Origin of the sequence: Patiriisocius sp. Uisw_047, assembly GCF_047730165.1 — a bacterium.
Lineage (GTDB): Bacteria > Bacteroidota > Bacteroidia > Flavobacteriales > Flavobacteriaceae > Patiriisocius.
This window is the reverse complement of the sequence record NZ_CP159834.1, coordinates 92,866-107,019: the sequence shown is the minus strand read 5'-3', so window position 1 is coordinate 107,019 and position 14,154 is coordinate 92,866. Positions and strand designations below refer to the sequence as shown.

At 37.8% G+C, this 14,154-nt stretch carries 14 protein-coding genes; 3 read left to right on the top strand and 11 right to left on the bottom strand.

The genetic code is table 11. The annotated features are described in order from the left end of the window. The first annotated feature begins 231 nt into the window (after positions 1 to 231). Both ffh and ABXT71_RS00515 read left to right on the top strand, forming a co-directional pair. On the top strand, positions 232 to 1,560 hold the full coding sequence (ffh, locus tag ABXT71_RS00520) for a signal recognition particle protein (protein ID WP_415371852.1): 1,329 nt from the start codon (positions 232 to 234) through the stop codon (positions 1,558 to 1,560). 92 nt (positions 1,561 to 1,652) lie between these two features. Next, complete coding sequence (locus tag ABXT71_RS00515) at positions 1,653 to 2,540, top strand: bifunctional 5,10-methylenetetrahydrofolate dehydrogenase/5,10-methenyltetrahydrofolate cyclohydrolase (protein ID WP_415371851.1); 888 nt, start codon at positions 1,653 to 1,655, stop codon at positions 2,538 to 2,540. Positions 2,541 to 2,621: 81 nt separating this feature from the next. Here ABXT71_RS00515 and ABXT71_RS00510 read toward each other — a convergent pair whose 3' ends face one another. The 7 genes from ABXT71_RS00510 to ABXT71_RS00480 all read right to left on the bottom strand — a co-directional run bounded on the left by ABXT71_RS00510 (position 2,622) and on the right by ABXT71_RS00480 (position 8,857). Then, positions 2,622 to 3,062, bottom strand: a complete 441-nt coding sequence (locus ABXT71_RS00510) for a YkvA family protein (protein WP_415371850.1) — start codon at positions 3,060 to 3,062, stop codon at positions 2,622 to 2,624. A gap of 112 nt (positions 3,063 to 3,174) precedes the next feature. After that, on the bottom strand, positions 3,175 to 4,224 hold the full coding sequence (locus ABXT71_RS00505) for an AI-2E family transporter (RefSeq protein ID WP_415371849.1): 1,050 nt from the start codon (positions 4,222 to 4,224) through the stop codon (positions 3,175 to 3,177). A 3-nt stretch (positions 4,225 to 4,227) separates the two neighbouring features. Beyond that, positions 4,228 to 4,650 carry a VOC family protein gene (locus tag ABXT71_RS00500; RefSeq protein ID WP_415371848.1) on the bottom strand — a complete coding sequence of 141 codons (423 nt, stop codon included), beginning with the start codon at positions 4,648 to 4,650 and terminating at the stop codon, positions 4,228 to 4,230. 122 nt (positions 4,651 to 4,772) lie between these two features. Beyond that, positions 4,773 to 5,363, bottom strand: a complete 591-nt coding sequence (locus ABXT71_RS00495) for a hypothetical protein (protein ID WP_415371847.1) — start codon at positions 5,361 to 5,363, stop codon at positions 4,773 to 4,775. Positions 5,364 to 5,464: 101 nt separating this feature from the next. Then, entirely contained in the window at positions 5,465 to 6,997 is a 1,533-nt protein-coding gene (locus ABXT71_RS00490; RefSeq protein WP_415371846.1) for a helicase HerA-like domain-containing protein, read from the bottom strand. A 286-nt stretch (positions 6,998 to 7,283) separates the two neighbouring features. Next, positions 7,284 to 7,982, bottom strand: coding sequence for an ABC transporter ATP-binding protein (locus ABXT71_RS00485; RefSeq protein WP_415371845.1), 699 nt, complete (start codon positions 7,980 to 7,982; stop codon positions 7,284 to 7,286). A gap of 98 nt (positions 7,983 to 8,080) precedes the next feature. After that, the gene (locus ABXT71_RS00480; RefSeq protein ID WP_415371844.1) at positions 8,081 to 8,857 is read right to left on the bottom strand and encodes an O-methyltransferase; all 777 of its coding nucleotides are present in this window, start codon (positions 8,855 to 8,857) and stop codon (positions 8,081 to 8,083) included. A gap of 242 nt (positions 8,858 to 9,099) precedes the next feature. On the opposite strand from ABXT71_RS00480, the gene ABXT71_RS00475 reads away from it, so the two are divergent. Further along, complete coding sequence (locus ABXT71_RS00475) at positions 9,100 to 9,300, top strand: winged helix-turn-helix transcriptional regulator (RefSeq protein WP_415371843.1); 201 nt, start codon at positions 9,100 to 9,102, stop codon at positions 9,298 to 9,300. A gap of 99 nt (positions 9,301 to 9,399) precedes the next feature. Here ABXT71_RS00475 and ABXT71_RS00470 read toward each other — a convergent pair whose 3' ends face one another. The 4 genes from ABXT71_RS00470 to ABXT71_RS00455 form a co-directional block, all read right to left on the bottom strand. After that, positions 9,400 to 10,677: an ammonium transporter gene (locus ABXT71_RS00470; RefSeq protein WP_415371842.1), complete on the bottom strand. Its 1,278-nt coding sequence runs from the start codon at positions 10,675 to 10,677 to the stop codon at positions 9,400 to 9,402. Positions 10,678 to 10,742: 65 nt separating this feature from the next. Beyond that, the gene (locus ABXT71_RS00465) at positions 10,743 to 11,564 is read right to left on the bottom strand and encodes an SDR family oxidoreductase (RefSeq protein ID WP_415371841.1); all 822 of its coding nucleotides are present in this window, start codon (positions 11,562 to 11,564) and stop codon (positions 10,743 to 10,745) included. A 31-nt stretch (positions 11,565 to 11,595) separates the two neighbouring features. Then, on the bottom strand, positions 11,596 to 12,567 hold the full coding sequence (locus ABXT71_RS00460) for a 3-oxoacyl-ACP synthase III family protein (RefSeq protein ID WP_415371840.1): 972 nt from the start codon (positions 12,565 to 12,567) through the stop codon (positions 11,596 to 11,598). Between the two features lie 369 nt (positions 12,568 to 12,936). Further along, positions 12,937 to 14,031 carry a glycoside hydrolase family 3 N-terminal domain-containing protein gene (locus ABXT71_RS00455; RefSeq protein WP_415371839.1) on the bottom strand — a complete coding sequence of 365 codons (1,095 nt, stop codon included), beginning with the start codon at positions 14,029 to 14,031 and terminating at the stop codon, positions 12,937 to 12,939. Positions 14,032 to 14,154: the final 123 nt, after the last annotated feature.

The following is a 14,154-nucleotide window of genomic DNA, read 5'->3' as shown; positions in this document are numbered from 1 at the left end:
CACAGTTGTGTTTAAGGGGTTGCGTCGTTATTTGGTTTAGATGGCTAAAGTGAAGATACTAAAACTTGTCACTTTATACATTGTGCTTTTTCTTGTAAACAGACTTTGAGAACCCGAGCCCAATTAGTATCTTTACAGCTTGTTATTCTGCGCTTAATATTTCAGAAAAAGTCCCGACGTTTCAGGACTGAAATCCTACAAACCTGCAGAATTATTTTATTTTTTGATACTATGTTCGATAATTTAAGTGATAAGTTAGATAAAGCAATGCACGTCCTTAAAGGGCACGGTAGCATTACAGAAGTAAACGTTGCGGAAACGCTTAAAGAAGTTCGTCGCGCTTTGCTTGATGCCGATGTTAACTTTAAGATTGCAAAAGATTTTACTAATACGGTTAAGACAAAAGCATTAGGTCAGAATGTGTTAACTGCCTTACAGCCTAGCCAGTTAATGGTGAAGATTGTGAAGGATGAGTTGACAGCCTTGATGGGTGGCGATGCTGCTGGCATCAATTTACAGGGTACACCAAGTATCATTTTAATGTCGGGTTTACAGGGTAGTGGTAAAACTACTTTTTCTGGTAAATTGGCAAATTACTTAAAAACTAAAAAAACAAAGAAGCCGTTATTGGTTGCTTGTGATGTATACCGTCCTGCGGCCATCAATCAACTGCAAATAGTTGGTGAACAGATAGGTGTTGAGGTATATAGCGAAGTGGGAAATATGGATCCTGTTTCTATCGCAACAAATGCCATCGCTCACGCAAAACAAAATGGTCATAATGTAATAATCGTGGATACGGCTGGACGCCTTGCTGTAGACGAAGCGATGATGACTGAGATCGAGAATGTGCATAAAGCCATCCAGCCACAAGAAACATTATTTGTGGTAGATGCTATGACAGGTCAAGATGCTGTGAACACTGCAAAGACCTTTAATGAACGTCTTAACTTTGACGGTGTTGTACTTACCAAGCTTGATGGTGATACACGTGGTGGTGCTGCCATCTCTATTAAGAGTGTCGTAAATAAGCCTATCAAATTTATTGGTACAGGAGAGAAGATGGATGCGATAGATGTTTTCTATCCTTCTCGTATGGCAGATCGTATCTTAGGGATGGGAGATGTTGTGTCGCTTGTAGAGCGCGCACAAGAGCAGTTTGACGAAGAGGAAGCAAGAAAATTACAAAAGAAGATTGCGAAGAATCAGTTTGGGTTTGATGACTTTATGAAGCAGATCCAGCAGATTAAAAAAATGGGATCTATGAAAGATCTTGTAGGGATGATTCCTGGTGCCGGCAAGGCATTAAAAGATGTAGATATTGATGATGATGCTTTTAAAGGAATAGAAGCTATTATTCAGTCGATGACACCAACAGAAAGATCTACGCCGGCTTTAATAAATGGCCCGCGTAAAAAGAGAATCGCAAAAGGAAGTGGAACATCTGTCAGCCAGGTGAACCAACTTATGAAGCAGTTTGATCAGATGAGTAAAATGATGAAGATGATGCAAGGTGGCGGGGGTCGAAAGATGGCGCAGATGATGGGGAAGATGAAGTAGGTTTAGTAATCAGTTCTTATTGTAATTGCAACTATTGATAATTACTAAGAAGCTCCAGTTAACATATAACGTTTAACATTTAACAACAAGACATGACAATTCTCGACGGTAAGAAAGTATCTAATGATATAAAGAGTGAAATCGCTGCAGAAGTGCAGAAGATGAAGGACGCTGGCGAGAAGGTGCCACACCTTGCTGCTGTGATTGTGGGAGATGATGGTGCTAGTTTAACCTATGTTGGGAGCAAAGTACGTTCTTGTGAGCGTGTGGGTTTTGAGTCTACAATGGTGCGGTTGCCGCATACTACAAGCGAGATTGAATTACTGCAAAAGATAAAGGAGCTTAACGAGAATGATGCTATTGACGGCTTTATAATCCAGTTGCCTTTGCCGCCGCAGATTAATACGCAGCGCGTTTTGATGGCGGTTGATCCTAGTAAAGATGTTGACGGGTTTCATCCAGAGAACTTTGGCCGTATGGCTTTAGATATGTCTACATTTATTCCTGCAACACCTTTTGGAATTCTTGAATTACTAGAACGATATAAGGTAGATACAAAAGGAAAGCACACCGTGGTAATAGGTCGGAGCCACATTGTGGGGCGTCCTATGAGTATCTTGATGAGTCGTAAAGGATGGCCAGGGAACAGTACGGTAACCCTAACACATAGCAATACAAAAAACATCACGCAAATTATATCGCAAGCAGATATTGTGATTTCGGCCTTAGGAGTTCCTAATTTCTTGAAAGCTGAAATGGTAAAAGACGATGCCGTAATCATTGACGTAGGGATTACGCGCGTTGAAGACGATAGCAGGCCAAAAGGCTATAGAATTGTAGGAGATGTAGATTTTGAGAACGTAAGTAAAAAAGCAAGTTTTATAACACCTGTTCCAGGTGGAGTGGGGCCTATGACGATTGCAATGTTATTAAAAAACACACTGTTAGCAAGAGAGCAAAGAGCAGTAAGAAAACAATAAGACTTCAGAAATGCTATTACATAAAAATCTCGCTATTTCATTAAATAGCGGGATTTTTATATGGATCAAATTTCCGAAGAACTAGATACCTTGGCTATTATTTATTTTCCAATCTAAATACCGGTGAAGATCATTTTCTATCCATCTAATACTCATAGTAAAGACCGCAATATCGTCTATATAGCCAAGTCCTGGGATGAAATCTGGAATAATATCGATAGGGTTTAATACATAGAGTAATACTACTACGATGGTCGCAATAGCGAGCCACGGGGTTTGTTTATAGCTACCACGCTTAAGGTCTTTGAGCATAGCTATCATTATCTGACTCAACTCTAAATATTTATTTAAGCTGCTAGAGCCACTAAATTTTTTATTAATCTGTTTTTCATTTTTCAGTACAATTTCGACGTCACCCTCATTTGCTTTCGCTACCTCTCCCTCTATAAAATTATCTGGTAGGGTAGTGTCACGATTTCCGGGGTTGAAGTTTATCTTCTTTAGAATTCCTTTTATAGGCATAGGTGCGGGTTATACTTATTTATGAAATAAAGGCAGAGACAATTAAGGACGATATGTAATAACAAAATGTTATAAATGCCTTAATAAATTGTAAAATTAAGTTAGTGATTAATTAGAGTTCCTCTTTCACTTTTGTATGAGCCTCTGGGATTCTCCCATATTCTTTGCGGTAGATGCGTACCACGACAATAAACAAACTGATGAGTAAGGGCCCAAAAATAAGACCTATAAATCCAAATAATGGTACTCCAACGATCACACCGATCAAGGTGATTAAAGGGTGCACATTGTCTAATTTTTTAAGTACATACAGTCTAATAATGTTATCTGTAGTTCCAACTACTACGAGACCATAAATTAAAATACCCCAGGCTTGGAGGTCATTTCCAGCTGAGAGTGTGAGTATAAAGACCGGAAGTATCCCTATTAAGGTTCCAATAAACGGGATCATAGAACCAACAGTTACGATAACAAACCAGAAAAAGGGGTCTTCTATTCCAAAAATTAAAAACCCAATAAGGGCGATAATACCTTGAGCAACAGCAACCATAGGGATCCCTAGAGCGTTAGATCGCACCATGTGTTGTACCTCCTTTCCTATCGTTTTTAAATTGCTTCTGTCGATAGGGATATATTCAAAAAGGGATTCTTTTAATGCACGTCTATTGGTTAACATATAGTACAGCATAAAGTACATAAGCCCTATGGCAATAAATATATTAAACGTTCCACCCGCTAGGCCCTCGAGGTTTTCTGCCACCCACGAAGTTATAGATTCTACATCAATTTGTGATTGCAAATCCATACCAAGACGGTCTTCCCATTCACCTACTTGCTCTTTAAAAGCCCTGGTAACTCTTTCTGAATTACTCACAGCTTCTCCTATTTTATCCCCAAGCATTAATGCAATTCCCGCAACAGGTAATAAAATTCCTAAAAAGGAAAATAGCATTAAGGCTCCAGCTGCTAAATCTGGATTCCATCCTCTCTTTACGAGTCTTGCCATCCAAGGGCGCATCAATACATAAATAGTGATGGAGCCAAGCACACCCGATAAGTATGGAAGCATTTCTTTAAAAATAAGCACACCTATAAATAGGATAATCAGGAGAATAAAAACCTGCCTAATCTTTTTTGCGGGTATTGTGTTATCGTGGCTCATATATTATTTAGCAAATAATTGATCTAAGTCGTTGAAGGCCTTAAACTCTAATGCATTTCCACTTGGGTCTTTGAAAAACATGGTTGATTGCTCTCCAGGTAAACCTTTAAATCGAGTGTAAGGCTCTATGATAAATTCTGTTTTTAATGCGCGTAACCGTTCCGCAAATGTGCTAAAAACTTCTTGTGTTAATACAACACCAAAATGCGGCACTGGAACATTATGTCCATCTACCGGATTACTATCGTTGTTCGCTTTAGCTTGCTCGTTTAAGTGAATCACTAATTGATGCCCAAAGAAATTAAAATCGACCCAATGATCACTGCTTCTACCTTCTTCAAAACCTAATACATCTCTATAAAAAATGCGGTTGGCCTCTAGATTAGAAACAGGAATTGCTAAATGAAAAGGTCTTAAGGTGTTCATGTTTCAGAAAATAATCTTGAAATTTACAATGTGTGCAATTATCAACAAATAAGATTAATTATTATAGATTTAAAATTAGCTAATTAACTTGAAACCAAGTCTTTCCTTAATAAAAAATTAGTCTATTCGATATCCTCTGCTTTATCTTCTTCCTTATCCCAACCTATCATCACATACTTAAACGTGGCAGTATCTGGAATATGACTTGCTTCAATTTTTAAGCTTGGATCGTATCGAGCGTTTTCAGAAAGCTGCTTTTTATCAATTGTGATAAAAAGATTACTGTCTTCTAGGAAAACCAATACCGTGCTGATACTCGTCATCATATTCTTGATGGTATAATTTTCTTTGACGTCTTTAAAAGTGCTTTTTACAGAAAGCCCTTTGTCTGTTTTATAGCGTTCATCAAAAAGCTGAATCGATTGAATCGTCGAGTTTGGGTCTGTCTCATCATGCGGGGAAACTGTAAGTAGTTTCTTTCCGCCTTTTTCGTAAACCTCCACTTCTCCTTGGGTGCCCATTGCATTCTCAATAGAACTCATTTTTACAATAGAGTCCATCTTGAAAATAGAATCTAATTGTTTTATTTGAACCTCTTTTGTCAAAAGCCCTACACGGTCTTCAGAAACCTCAAAAGGATCTTGTTGGGTTTCACATTGTACAAATACGAGTGCGCTTAAGGCTACTCCAGCAATCATTGCAATCTTTCTCATTCTTTATTTATTATTGTTATTTCCGCGACGGCGGAAATCTTATTATTAATTTGTCTTTTTTCGACTCACGTCCCGATAGCTATCGGAACACCGCTCACTCCTTACTTCATCATTTTACCTAAAATTCCCAACACACTTCGTATCACCGTTGGGCTCATTAATGTTTTAAAAATGGTGGATGAGGTTGATGATCTTGATCCTCTTCTGCTTCTTGAAGACGTACTTTTACTAGCTGCGTCACGTTCTTTTTTAGCTTTGACTTTAGCGTCTTCTTGTTCGGCAACTTCTATTTTTTTATTGAGCAATTCATAGGCGCTTTCGCGGTCAATCGTCTCGCTATATTTTTTGATAAGCTTAGAACTTTTAAGCAAATCGTTAAGTTCACTATCTTCAAGCACATCCATTCTACTCATAGGAGCACGAAGCATGGTAGCGGCAAGGGGCGTAGGAATCCCTTTTTCGTTTAAGGCAGAAACTAATGCTTCTCCGATACCTAGTGAAGTCAAGATCTCATCCGTTTTGTAATAGTCTGAGATTGGATAATTCTCTGCGGTTAGTTTGATTGCTTTTCTGTCTTTTGCCGTAAAAGCTCTTAAAGCGTGCTGTATCTTTAACCCTAACTGACTTAATACCGCATCTGGTACATCTGTTGGGTTTTGAGTTACAAAATAAATACCAACCCCCTTAGAGCGTATGAGTTTTACAATCCCTTCTATTTGATCCAACAATGCATCACTCGCTTGCTTAAATATTAAGTGAGCTTCGTCAATAAATATTACTAACTCTGGTCTATCACTATCCCCTTGTTCTGGAAAGGTGGCATAGATTTCGGCAAGAAGACTTAACATAAATGTAGAAAACAACTTTGGTCTATCTTGGATATCTGTTAAGCGTAAAATATTAATATAGCCCATGCCGTTTTTGTCCACACGCAATAGATCATCTGTCTCAAACGATTTTTCGCCAAAAAATAAATCTCCTCCCTGTTGTTCTATTTCTATTATTTTTCGAAGTATAGATCCCGTTGAAGAAGCGGACATACGACCGTACTCACGTTCCATTTCTTTTTTGCCCTCTTCTGTGGCATACTGCAGCATTTTTTTAAAATCTTTTAAGTCTAAAAGTGGATACTTATTATCGTCACAATACTTAAAAATTACAGAGGTAATACCGCTCTGCGCCGGACTTAAATCTAAAATTCTAGAAAGTAGTACCGGCCCAAATTCGCTGACGGTAGCGCGCATACGCACTCCTTCTTGATCTGAGATTGTTAAAATCTCTACCGGAAACTTTTTTGCATTAAAAGGAAATCCTATTTTTTCATGACGTTCGTCTATTTTAGGATGTCCAGGACTCGGTTGCGCAATCCCAGATAAATCACCTTTCATGTCCATTAATAATACAGGGACTCCTTTTTCAGAAAGATTTTCTGCGATGATCTGCAACGTTTTTGTTTTCCCCGTTCCAGTGGCACCTGCAATAAGGCCGTGACGGTTCATCGTTTTTAATGGAATACGCACCAGTGCATTTGTCACTGTCTCCCCATCAAGCATGGCTGCTCCCAAGTCAATCGCTTCACCTTTGGTTTTGTAGCCATTAGTGATGTAGTCAAAAAACGCCTGTGTATCTGCCATAGTAATAATTTTTATAAAAATAGTGATTGTCTCCTTGTTGTTGAAATTTTAAGGAGATATTATTAGCGAGTAAAAATTTTCACTAAATATTATGAAGGGCAGACGAAGTCTTATAACAGCCTGCCTCAAAAACCAATTAGAACTATATTTGCCGCAGAAGCACTTACGAGAGTAGCAAAAATAGAAATAGAAATAGAAATGATAGCGGTATGAAGAGGGAAATAAAAAACCCATCACTTTGCTAAAAAAGATGGATTCAAATTATATTGTACACATTAACCAACGATCACCAGCTTCCACCTTCACGTCTCACATCAGTCTCGATCATTCCATCGCGTAATCTAATAATACGGTGCGCGTTTAGTGCAATCTCTTCTTCGTGGGTTACCACAATTACAGTGTTTCCTTGTTGGTGAATCTCATCAAATAAATTCATTATTTCAACAGAAGTTACAGAATCTAAATTTCCTGTAGGCTCATCTGCTAGGATGATAGAAGGCTTATTTACTAAAGCTCTCCCCACAGCAACACGCTGTCGTTGTCCACCAGAAAGTTGGTTTGGTTTGTGGTCCATACGGTCTGCAAGACCTACTTGTGTGAGTACTTCTTCTGCCCGCATTTTCCGAGCAGATTTTGATGCGCCTGCGTATACCATAGGCAATGCTACATTTTCAAGAGCCGTTGTACGAGGCAGAAGGTTGAAGGTTTGGAATACAAACCCTATCTCCTTGTTTCTTATTTCTGCAAGTTCGTCGTCGCTCATATTGCTCACATCTTTACCATTGAGTTGGTATGAACCGGCAGTACAAGAATCTAAGCAACCTAATAAGTTCATCAAGGTAGACTTACCAGAACCAGAAGGTCCCATAAGTGCTACGTATTCTCCTTTATTTATCACAAGGTCTATCCCTTTAAGCACCTTTACAATCTCTTGTCCCAGTGGGAAATCTCTTGTAATTTGTTTAATATCAATAAGTACGCTCATAATCACTGTAGTCTTTGGTTGGATTTATCCTAGTTTGCAAAAAGCGGCAAACAATGACGTAATACATTGTAGCATAAGACGCAAAATGCTTCACCTTGTTACACTCTAATTGTAAAATGTTCCTTCTGTTGTTCTTTTCTAAAAAACACCAAACCCCATTGATAGGTATCTATGCTTACAGTCACTTTTGGGTCTGCATAAATCTCGTTCCAAGCCTCCGTCATTCCTGGGCTCCAATAAATATCATCAAAAATAATTACGCCATCAGTACTCATTTGGGGTACTAATTGCTTAAAATAAGTAAGCGTTGCCTCCTTGCTATGATTGCCATCTATAAAAGCTAGGTCTATCTCACTTCGGAAATGTTCTGAATTGAAAAAAGCATCAAACTTCGTGGAGACCTGAGCTATACGGTCAAAACCAAAAAGCTCAAAACCCGCTCTTGCGATGCCTGAAGTTTCTGGACATCCCTCTACCGTAGTAATATATGCAGAAGGATTCCCCGTATAAAGCGCCGCCGTTGCTAACCCCACCGAAGTGCCAATCTCTAAAATTTCTTGAGGTTTTAAATAGTTAGCCAGTTTGCACAACAACCTTTGTCTTTTTTTTGTCATTCCAGCTGTTGTGGCAATGGAAGAAACTTTCCGAAGGTTAGATTTAAAAATACGTGATCCTACACCAAAGTCTGAAACTTCAATCTCCCTATGATTTTTAAGAAGCCAGTCGCGGTGTGCTTTTACTTTGCTGTAATTTTCTGAAGTTTGCTTTGAGTACAGACACTTGGTTAGTAAGTTGTATACAAAAGGAGAATGGACTCCATGCTGGTTGCTGGAGTTTTTGAGAAAGTTGAGGTATGTTATAAGTTGATTTACCATAAGAAGTCACACCAAAATTACATGAATTTCATTGCTTTAAAGAAATAAAATTTCAGAAGAAAAAAAACACGAATAACTAGAGTTAAAATGCGTGTTTAATATTTTTTAGACCACGATACTATTTATAGTTGCAAGACTAAGTATGTTTTTTTTGCAATAACGGGCCATTAGGAAATTTTAAAATTTATTGGGTTATGTTTACATTTAAAGATAAATAATACCCTTGTTGTGCAAGTTTAACGTTGGGCATTATTGACAGAAAATCGAAGACAGTCATCTTGTTTCACTTAATAGGAAAGACGATACGTTATAGTAAATTGCGACAGGTAATGCCGACTGTTCAAAAACGAACCTTTAGTTTACAGTTAAAAATTTTAGAGGAAGACAGTAACATTAATAGAAAAGGCTACACCTCAAAACCACCGTTAAAGGTAGAATATTAGTTGACAGATTTTGGAAAAACGCTCATTCCAACAATTAAATCTATTGCGAATTGGGGGGGTGTCTGTTGCGGAAGATCACGAAGGTGCGAGTGTATTGCTTTATTCTATGCTCTCTCCATGCTGACTAAGATCAAGACCTCTTTCTTCTTGATCCTCTCTTACTCTCATTGTTAATAGTACATCTACTATTTTAAATAGTAAATAACTACCTCCAAAAGTAAATACAGAGGTGATTGCAAGTGCTATTAAATGATAATAAAACGTAGTTGTTTCTCCATATATTAATCCCACCTTGCTCGCTAGAACTCCGGTTAAAAGCATTCCTACTATTCCGCCAATCCCGTGACTAGGAAAAACATCTAGTGTGTCATCAATACCAGATTTATTTTTAAGATGGATTACCCAGTTAGAAACTATCGCAGCAACAAACCCAATAAGTACAGATTGACCAATATTTACAAAACCCGCTGCAGGTGTAATCGCGACTAACCCTACGACAGCACCAATACAGGCTCCTACTGCAGACATTTTTCTGCCTAACATTCTTTCATAAAAAATCCAGGTTATCATAGCGGTGGCAGAAGCAATATTGGTATTTGCAAATGCAATAACTGCATCTCCGTTTGCGCCTAGCGCAGAACCAGCGTTAAAACCAAACCAACCAAACCAAAGTAAGCCAGTACCTAAAATAACATATGGAACATTTGCATGGTTTTCTACAGCTACTTTTCTTTTTCCTAAATAAAGTGCTCCAGCTAATGCTGCAAATCCTGCAGACATGTGTACCACGGTTCCGCCAGCAAAATCAAGGACTCCCCATTTTCTAAACAAGCCGTCAGGATGCCAAGTCATATGTGCAAGAGGACTATAAATAAATAAGCTAAACAGCACCATAAATAGAATGTAACTTCTAAATCGCACTCGACCGGCAAAACTACCAGTGATTAGCGCTGGTGTTATTATTGCAAATTTTAATTGAAACAATGCAAAGAGTAAAAACGGAATGGTACTAGAATAATTTGGGTTGGGTTCGAGTCCGACATTTTTAAAGTTTAAGTAAGTAAATGGGTTTCCTATGATACCGCCTATGCTATCTCCAAAAGCTAAACTAAAACCAACAAGTACCCAAAGAACACTAACAACACCAAGCGCTACAAAACTTTGTAGCATAGTAGAAATAATGTTTTTTTTGTTAATCATTCCGCCATAAAAGAAAGAAAGACCCGGTGTCATAAGCAGCACAAAAGCACTCGCAACTAGCATCCAAGCGGTATCTGCTTTGTCTATTTCTGATGATAGTTCTTGATAACTTGTTGCAGTAAAAGCACTAAAAATCACTAAAGCTGCCAGTACGATAAAGTTGATCTTTTTACCCATTTTTATAATATAAAAATTGATTTTTTTTTTAAAATTTACTAAACCTACAGTAAACAAATAGGATGCTATCCTGTAATATTATAACCGCCATCAACGTGTCTTATTTCTCCGGTAATCGCTAGCTCAGGTCTAAATAGATGAACAATCTCATAGGCAAGATCCATCGGTTTTGCATTTCCTAAGGGGCTCATCCTATCTGAGGTGTTCACATCCTTTTCATTTAACGTGGCATTCCCTGCTTTACTTCCCATGTAAGGAGAAAACCGGATGGCATTCACACGAATTTTATGCGCTCTTCCCAGTTCATCGGCTAGCTCGATAGTGATTCTTTCTAATGCTGCTTTTGCAATGCTAATATTTCGGTATGGGTGGAATGTCACTTTTGCAGCGGCGATATAGCTAAGGGAGCATATAGAAGCACCTGGTTGCAATACTTTGTGTTTCAGTAAATAATGAGAGAGCCTAATAAGAGAATATGCAGATACATTCATAGTATCGCAAAATTCTTCTTTGGTGACATCTAGCAAAGGTTTTACTTCTTTATTACGAATGGTTTTATCCATAGCAATTGCGTGAAGTAATCCGTTTAGTTTGATGTTCCTATCAGAAAGAGTACGCGCAAAAGATGCTATATTTTCATCTAGGGTAACATCTAGAATTTCTACAGAGCTATCACCCAATTCTTCTGTAACGGCTTGTTTAAAGTCTTCAAAGTTTTTGGTCAGGAATGATTTGGCTTTTTCAGATAAACCAATATGATGTGGACTCACGCCCAGTCCGGTGCAAACTACCTTACCACCTTGTCTAATAATTTCTTTAGCTACATACATTGCGAGTGAATGTTTATCAGCAATACCTGTAATCAAGAATGTTGTATTTGAAAGCATAATTTCGTTGTTTAAAAAAGAAGAATATAATTTACCATTTGTACAAAGCTGTACCCCAGGTCCAGCCTGCACCTACAGCTGCAAATAATAGTAAGTCTCCATCTTTGAATTTGTTATTCTTTAGTGTTTCATCAAGAATGATAGGAATCGTCCCTCCAGATGTATTTGCGTAGCGATCCATATTGGTTTTTACTTTTTCAAATGGCATGTCCACGCGTTTTGCAACTTCCTTCAAGATTTTAATACTTGGTTGATGTGGTAAAAGGAATTTAACTTCATCGATACTTCGCTTGTTTTTTGTCAGTATTTCGTTAATACATTTTGGAACCACATTAATAGCTGTCTTATAAACTTCTGGCCCATTCATATAAAAAAAATGGTCTCCGTTTTTAATACTATCCGTGGATGCTGGTTTTTCTGATCCTCCGGCAGGAATGGTGAAATGTTCCTTTCCAGTACCGTCAGTATATAAAACAAAATCAAGAAACCCCTTGTCTTCTGTCGTGTCTGAAAGTACAAATGCGCCCGCGCCATCCCCAAAAAATACGGCATCTCTGCGCGTCCAATCTGTGATCGTAGAAAACGTATCTGCGCCAATGACCAGTACGTTTTTATACATACCCGATTTTATATATTGTACCGCTGTGGCTGTAGCAAATAGTGCGCCCGAGCATACTGCGGAAATATCAAAAGCAACAGCATTTGTTGCATTTAGTTTTTCCTGCACAAAGCACGCGCAAGAAGGAGCAAGCCTATCTGCAGTTGCAGTGGCTAGAATAATAAGATCTATATCACTAGGTAGTAAATCTGCATCTTTGATCGCAGCTAATCCAGCTTCATAAGCTAAATCGCTTGTAGTTTCACCCGTTGAGATTCTTCTTTCCTTAATCCCAAGGTTTTCATAGATCCATTTATCTGAAGATCCAATACTTTCGAAAAAATTATTTTTGACAATGTTCTGAGGTGCGTAAGAACCAGTACCTCGTATGTAGGCGTTTATCATAGCTTAAATTAAGCAGGTAAAATTGATGCTTTTTTGAATATATTTTGCCATAAAGCGCCACAAATCGAAGATTATTGTGATATTAAAAACCAAGTGCTGTTTAAAAAATGAATATCATAAAATTTGAATAGATTTGATCATAAAAATGCATTATTCATAATGTAAATTTGAGGAATGTTGTGTTTTTCGAATGATTTGAAGAAAAGTATGGCTACTTTTTAGTTAAAAAATTGCTATAAACTCATATTAGTAAAAAGGAAGCATGTTTGTAGTTCATTTTAAATGGAAGGCGTCACGCTATAAAACGCTCGCAAAAAAATGTCCTAGGTTTTAGTACATTTAAAAAGTCCACGATAATACTTATTTGAATTAAATCAAACCAAGAAACACCTTTAGCCTAATAATCTTCTTTACAGATTGATACACTTGCTGTCTATAGTTCTGGTTTTTTGACATTTCGGAAAGAATACTATATATCGTGTCAGTTTCATCTTTGGGCATCAACAACATATCATTCCCTGCTTTTGATGCTAGGAGTGGAGCGTTATCAATAATGGTAACTGCTTTCATAATGTTTAGCGCATCTGTAATCACGAGTCCTTTGAAGCCTAATTCTTCTTTTAGTAAGCCAGTTACTATCTTTCTGGAACAACTGGCTGGAAGTCCTTCTGTATTGTATTTGGGGCTGTTTTGTATCGTAATGTGCGCCATCATTATGGAGAGCACGCCAGCTTCTATAAGCGGAGGATACACGGCTACTTCCTGCAAGGGCCCATCTAGATACACTGATTTTTCATGTGTGTCTCCACTTACTAATCCGTGACCAGGGAAGTGTTTTGCCGTGCCAATAATTCCTTGAGCTTGTGTTGTTTTTATAAACTGAGTGCTCAGCTCAATTACTTTTGCTTGATCGCTCCCAAAGCTTCTGTTTTTAATGGCTTCGTTGTTTGGACTTACATCTACTACGGGAGCAAAATTTTGGTGGAAACCAATCTCTAGTAAACTTTCATTAATAATACGGGCAATAGAATCAGCTTCCTTTGTGGTGTTAATATCAATGGTATTCATCATAGGCGCACTGCCTTTTAGTCTTCCATTAAATAAGCTGGGCTCTGCATCAATAGAATAGAGTAGCGGCAGTTGTCTTTGATTAGCGCTTATACTATTTAAACTATCAATGAGCTTCTTGTGATTTTCTTTACTGCCTTTTAGAAAAACGATACCGCCTATTTTATTTTCTTGTGCTAATTTCAGCACTGTTTTATCAGGCTTTCCTAATTCGCCAGCAGAGGTTACAATCATTTGAGCAACGCGAGCAGTATCGTTTAGAGAATTGAAAATTGCATCAACGCGATGTTCTACGGCTGGATTGTATTTGTAGAAATCTATAAGTGATGGGTTCTGTGCTTTTACTGAAGTGCACAGTAGTAAGGTGAATGAGCTTGTGAGTATTGATTTAATCATTTTTGATTTTCAATTTGATACTCTTCGAACTTAAAAGTAACATCATCAGCAAAAACGGCAGAGCCGATAATATAATTTTAATTAAAAAATAAAAATGTTTAATCTCATTCAAATATACCTTGT

Bases quoted from the DNA above. Each gene is read 5' to 3' on its own strand.
- ffh (WP_415371852.1), top strand. From the start codon at position 232: ATGTTCGATAATTTAAGTGATAAGTTAGATAAAGCAATGCACGTCCTT.
- ABXT71_RS00510 (WP_415371850.1), bottom strand. From the start codon at position 3,062: ATGCCTATAAAAGGAATTCTAAAGAAGATAAACTTCAACCCCGGAAAT.
- ABXT71_RS00515 (WP_415371851.1), top strand. From the start codon at position 1,653: ATGACAATTCTCGACGGTAAGAAAGTATCTAATGATATAAAGAGTGAA.
- ABXT71_RS00455 (WP_415371839.1), bottom strand. From the start codon at position 14,031: ATGATTAAATCAATACTCACAAGCTCATTCACCTTACTACTGTGCACT.
- ABXT71_RS00500 (WP_415371848.1), bottom strand. From the start codon at position 4,650: ATGAACACCTTAAGACCTTTTCATTTAGCAATTCCTGTTTCTAATCTA.
- ABXT71_RS00460 (WP_415371840.1), bottom strand. From the start codon at position 12,567: ATGATAAACGCCTACATACGAGGTACTGGTTCTTACGCACCTCAGAAC.
- ABXT71_RS00465 (WP_415371841.1), bottom strand. From the start codon at position 11,564: ATGCTTTCAAATACAACATTCTTGATTACAGGTATTGCTGATAAACAT.
- ABXT71_RS00480 (WP_415371844.1), bottom strand. From the start codon at position 8,857: ATGGTAAATCAACTTATAACATACCTCAACTTTCTCAAAAACTCCAGC.
- ABXT71_RS00490 (WP_415371846.1), bottom strand. From the start codon at position 6,997: ATGGCAGATACACAGGCGTTTTTTGACTACATCACTAATGGCTACAAA.
- ABXT71_RS00470 (WP_415371842.1), bottom strand. From the start codon at position 10,677: ATGGGTAAAAAGATCAACTTTATCGTACTGGCAGCTTTAGTGATTTTT.
- ABXT71_RS00495 (WP_415371847.1), bottom strand. From the start codon at position 5,363: ATGAGAAAGATTGCAATGATTGCTGGAGTAGCCTTAAGCGCACTCGTA.
- ABXT71_RS00485 (WP_415371845.1), bottom strand. From the start codon at position 7,982: ATGAGCGTACTTATTGATATTAAACAAATTACAAGAGATTTCCCACTG.
- ABXT71_RS00505 (WP_415371849.1), bottom strand. From the start codon at position 4,224: ATGAGCCACGATAACACAATACCCGCAAAAAAGATTAGGCAGGTTTTT.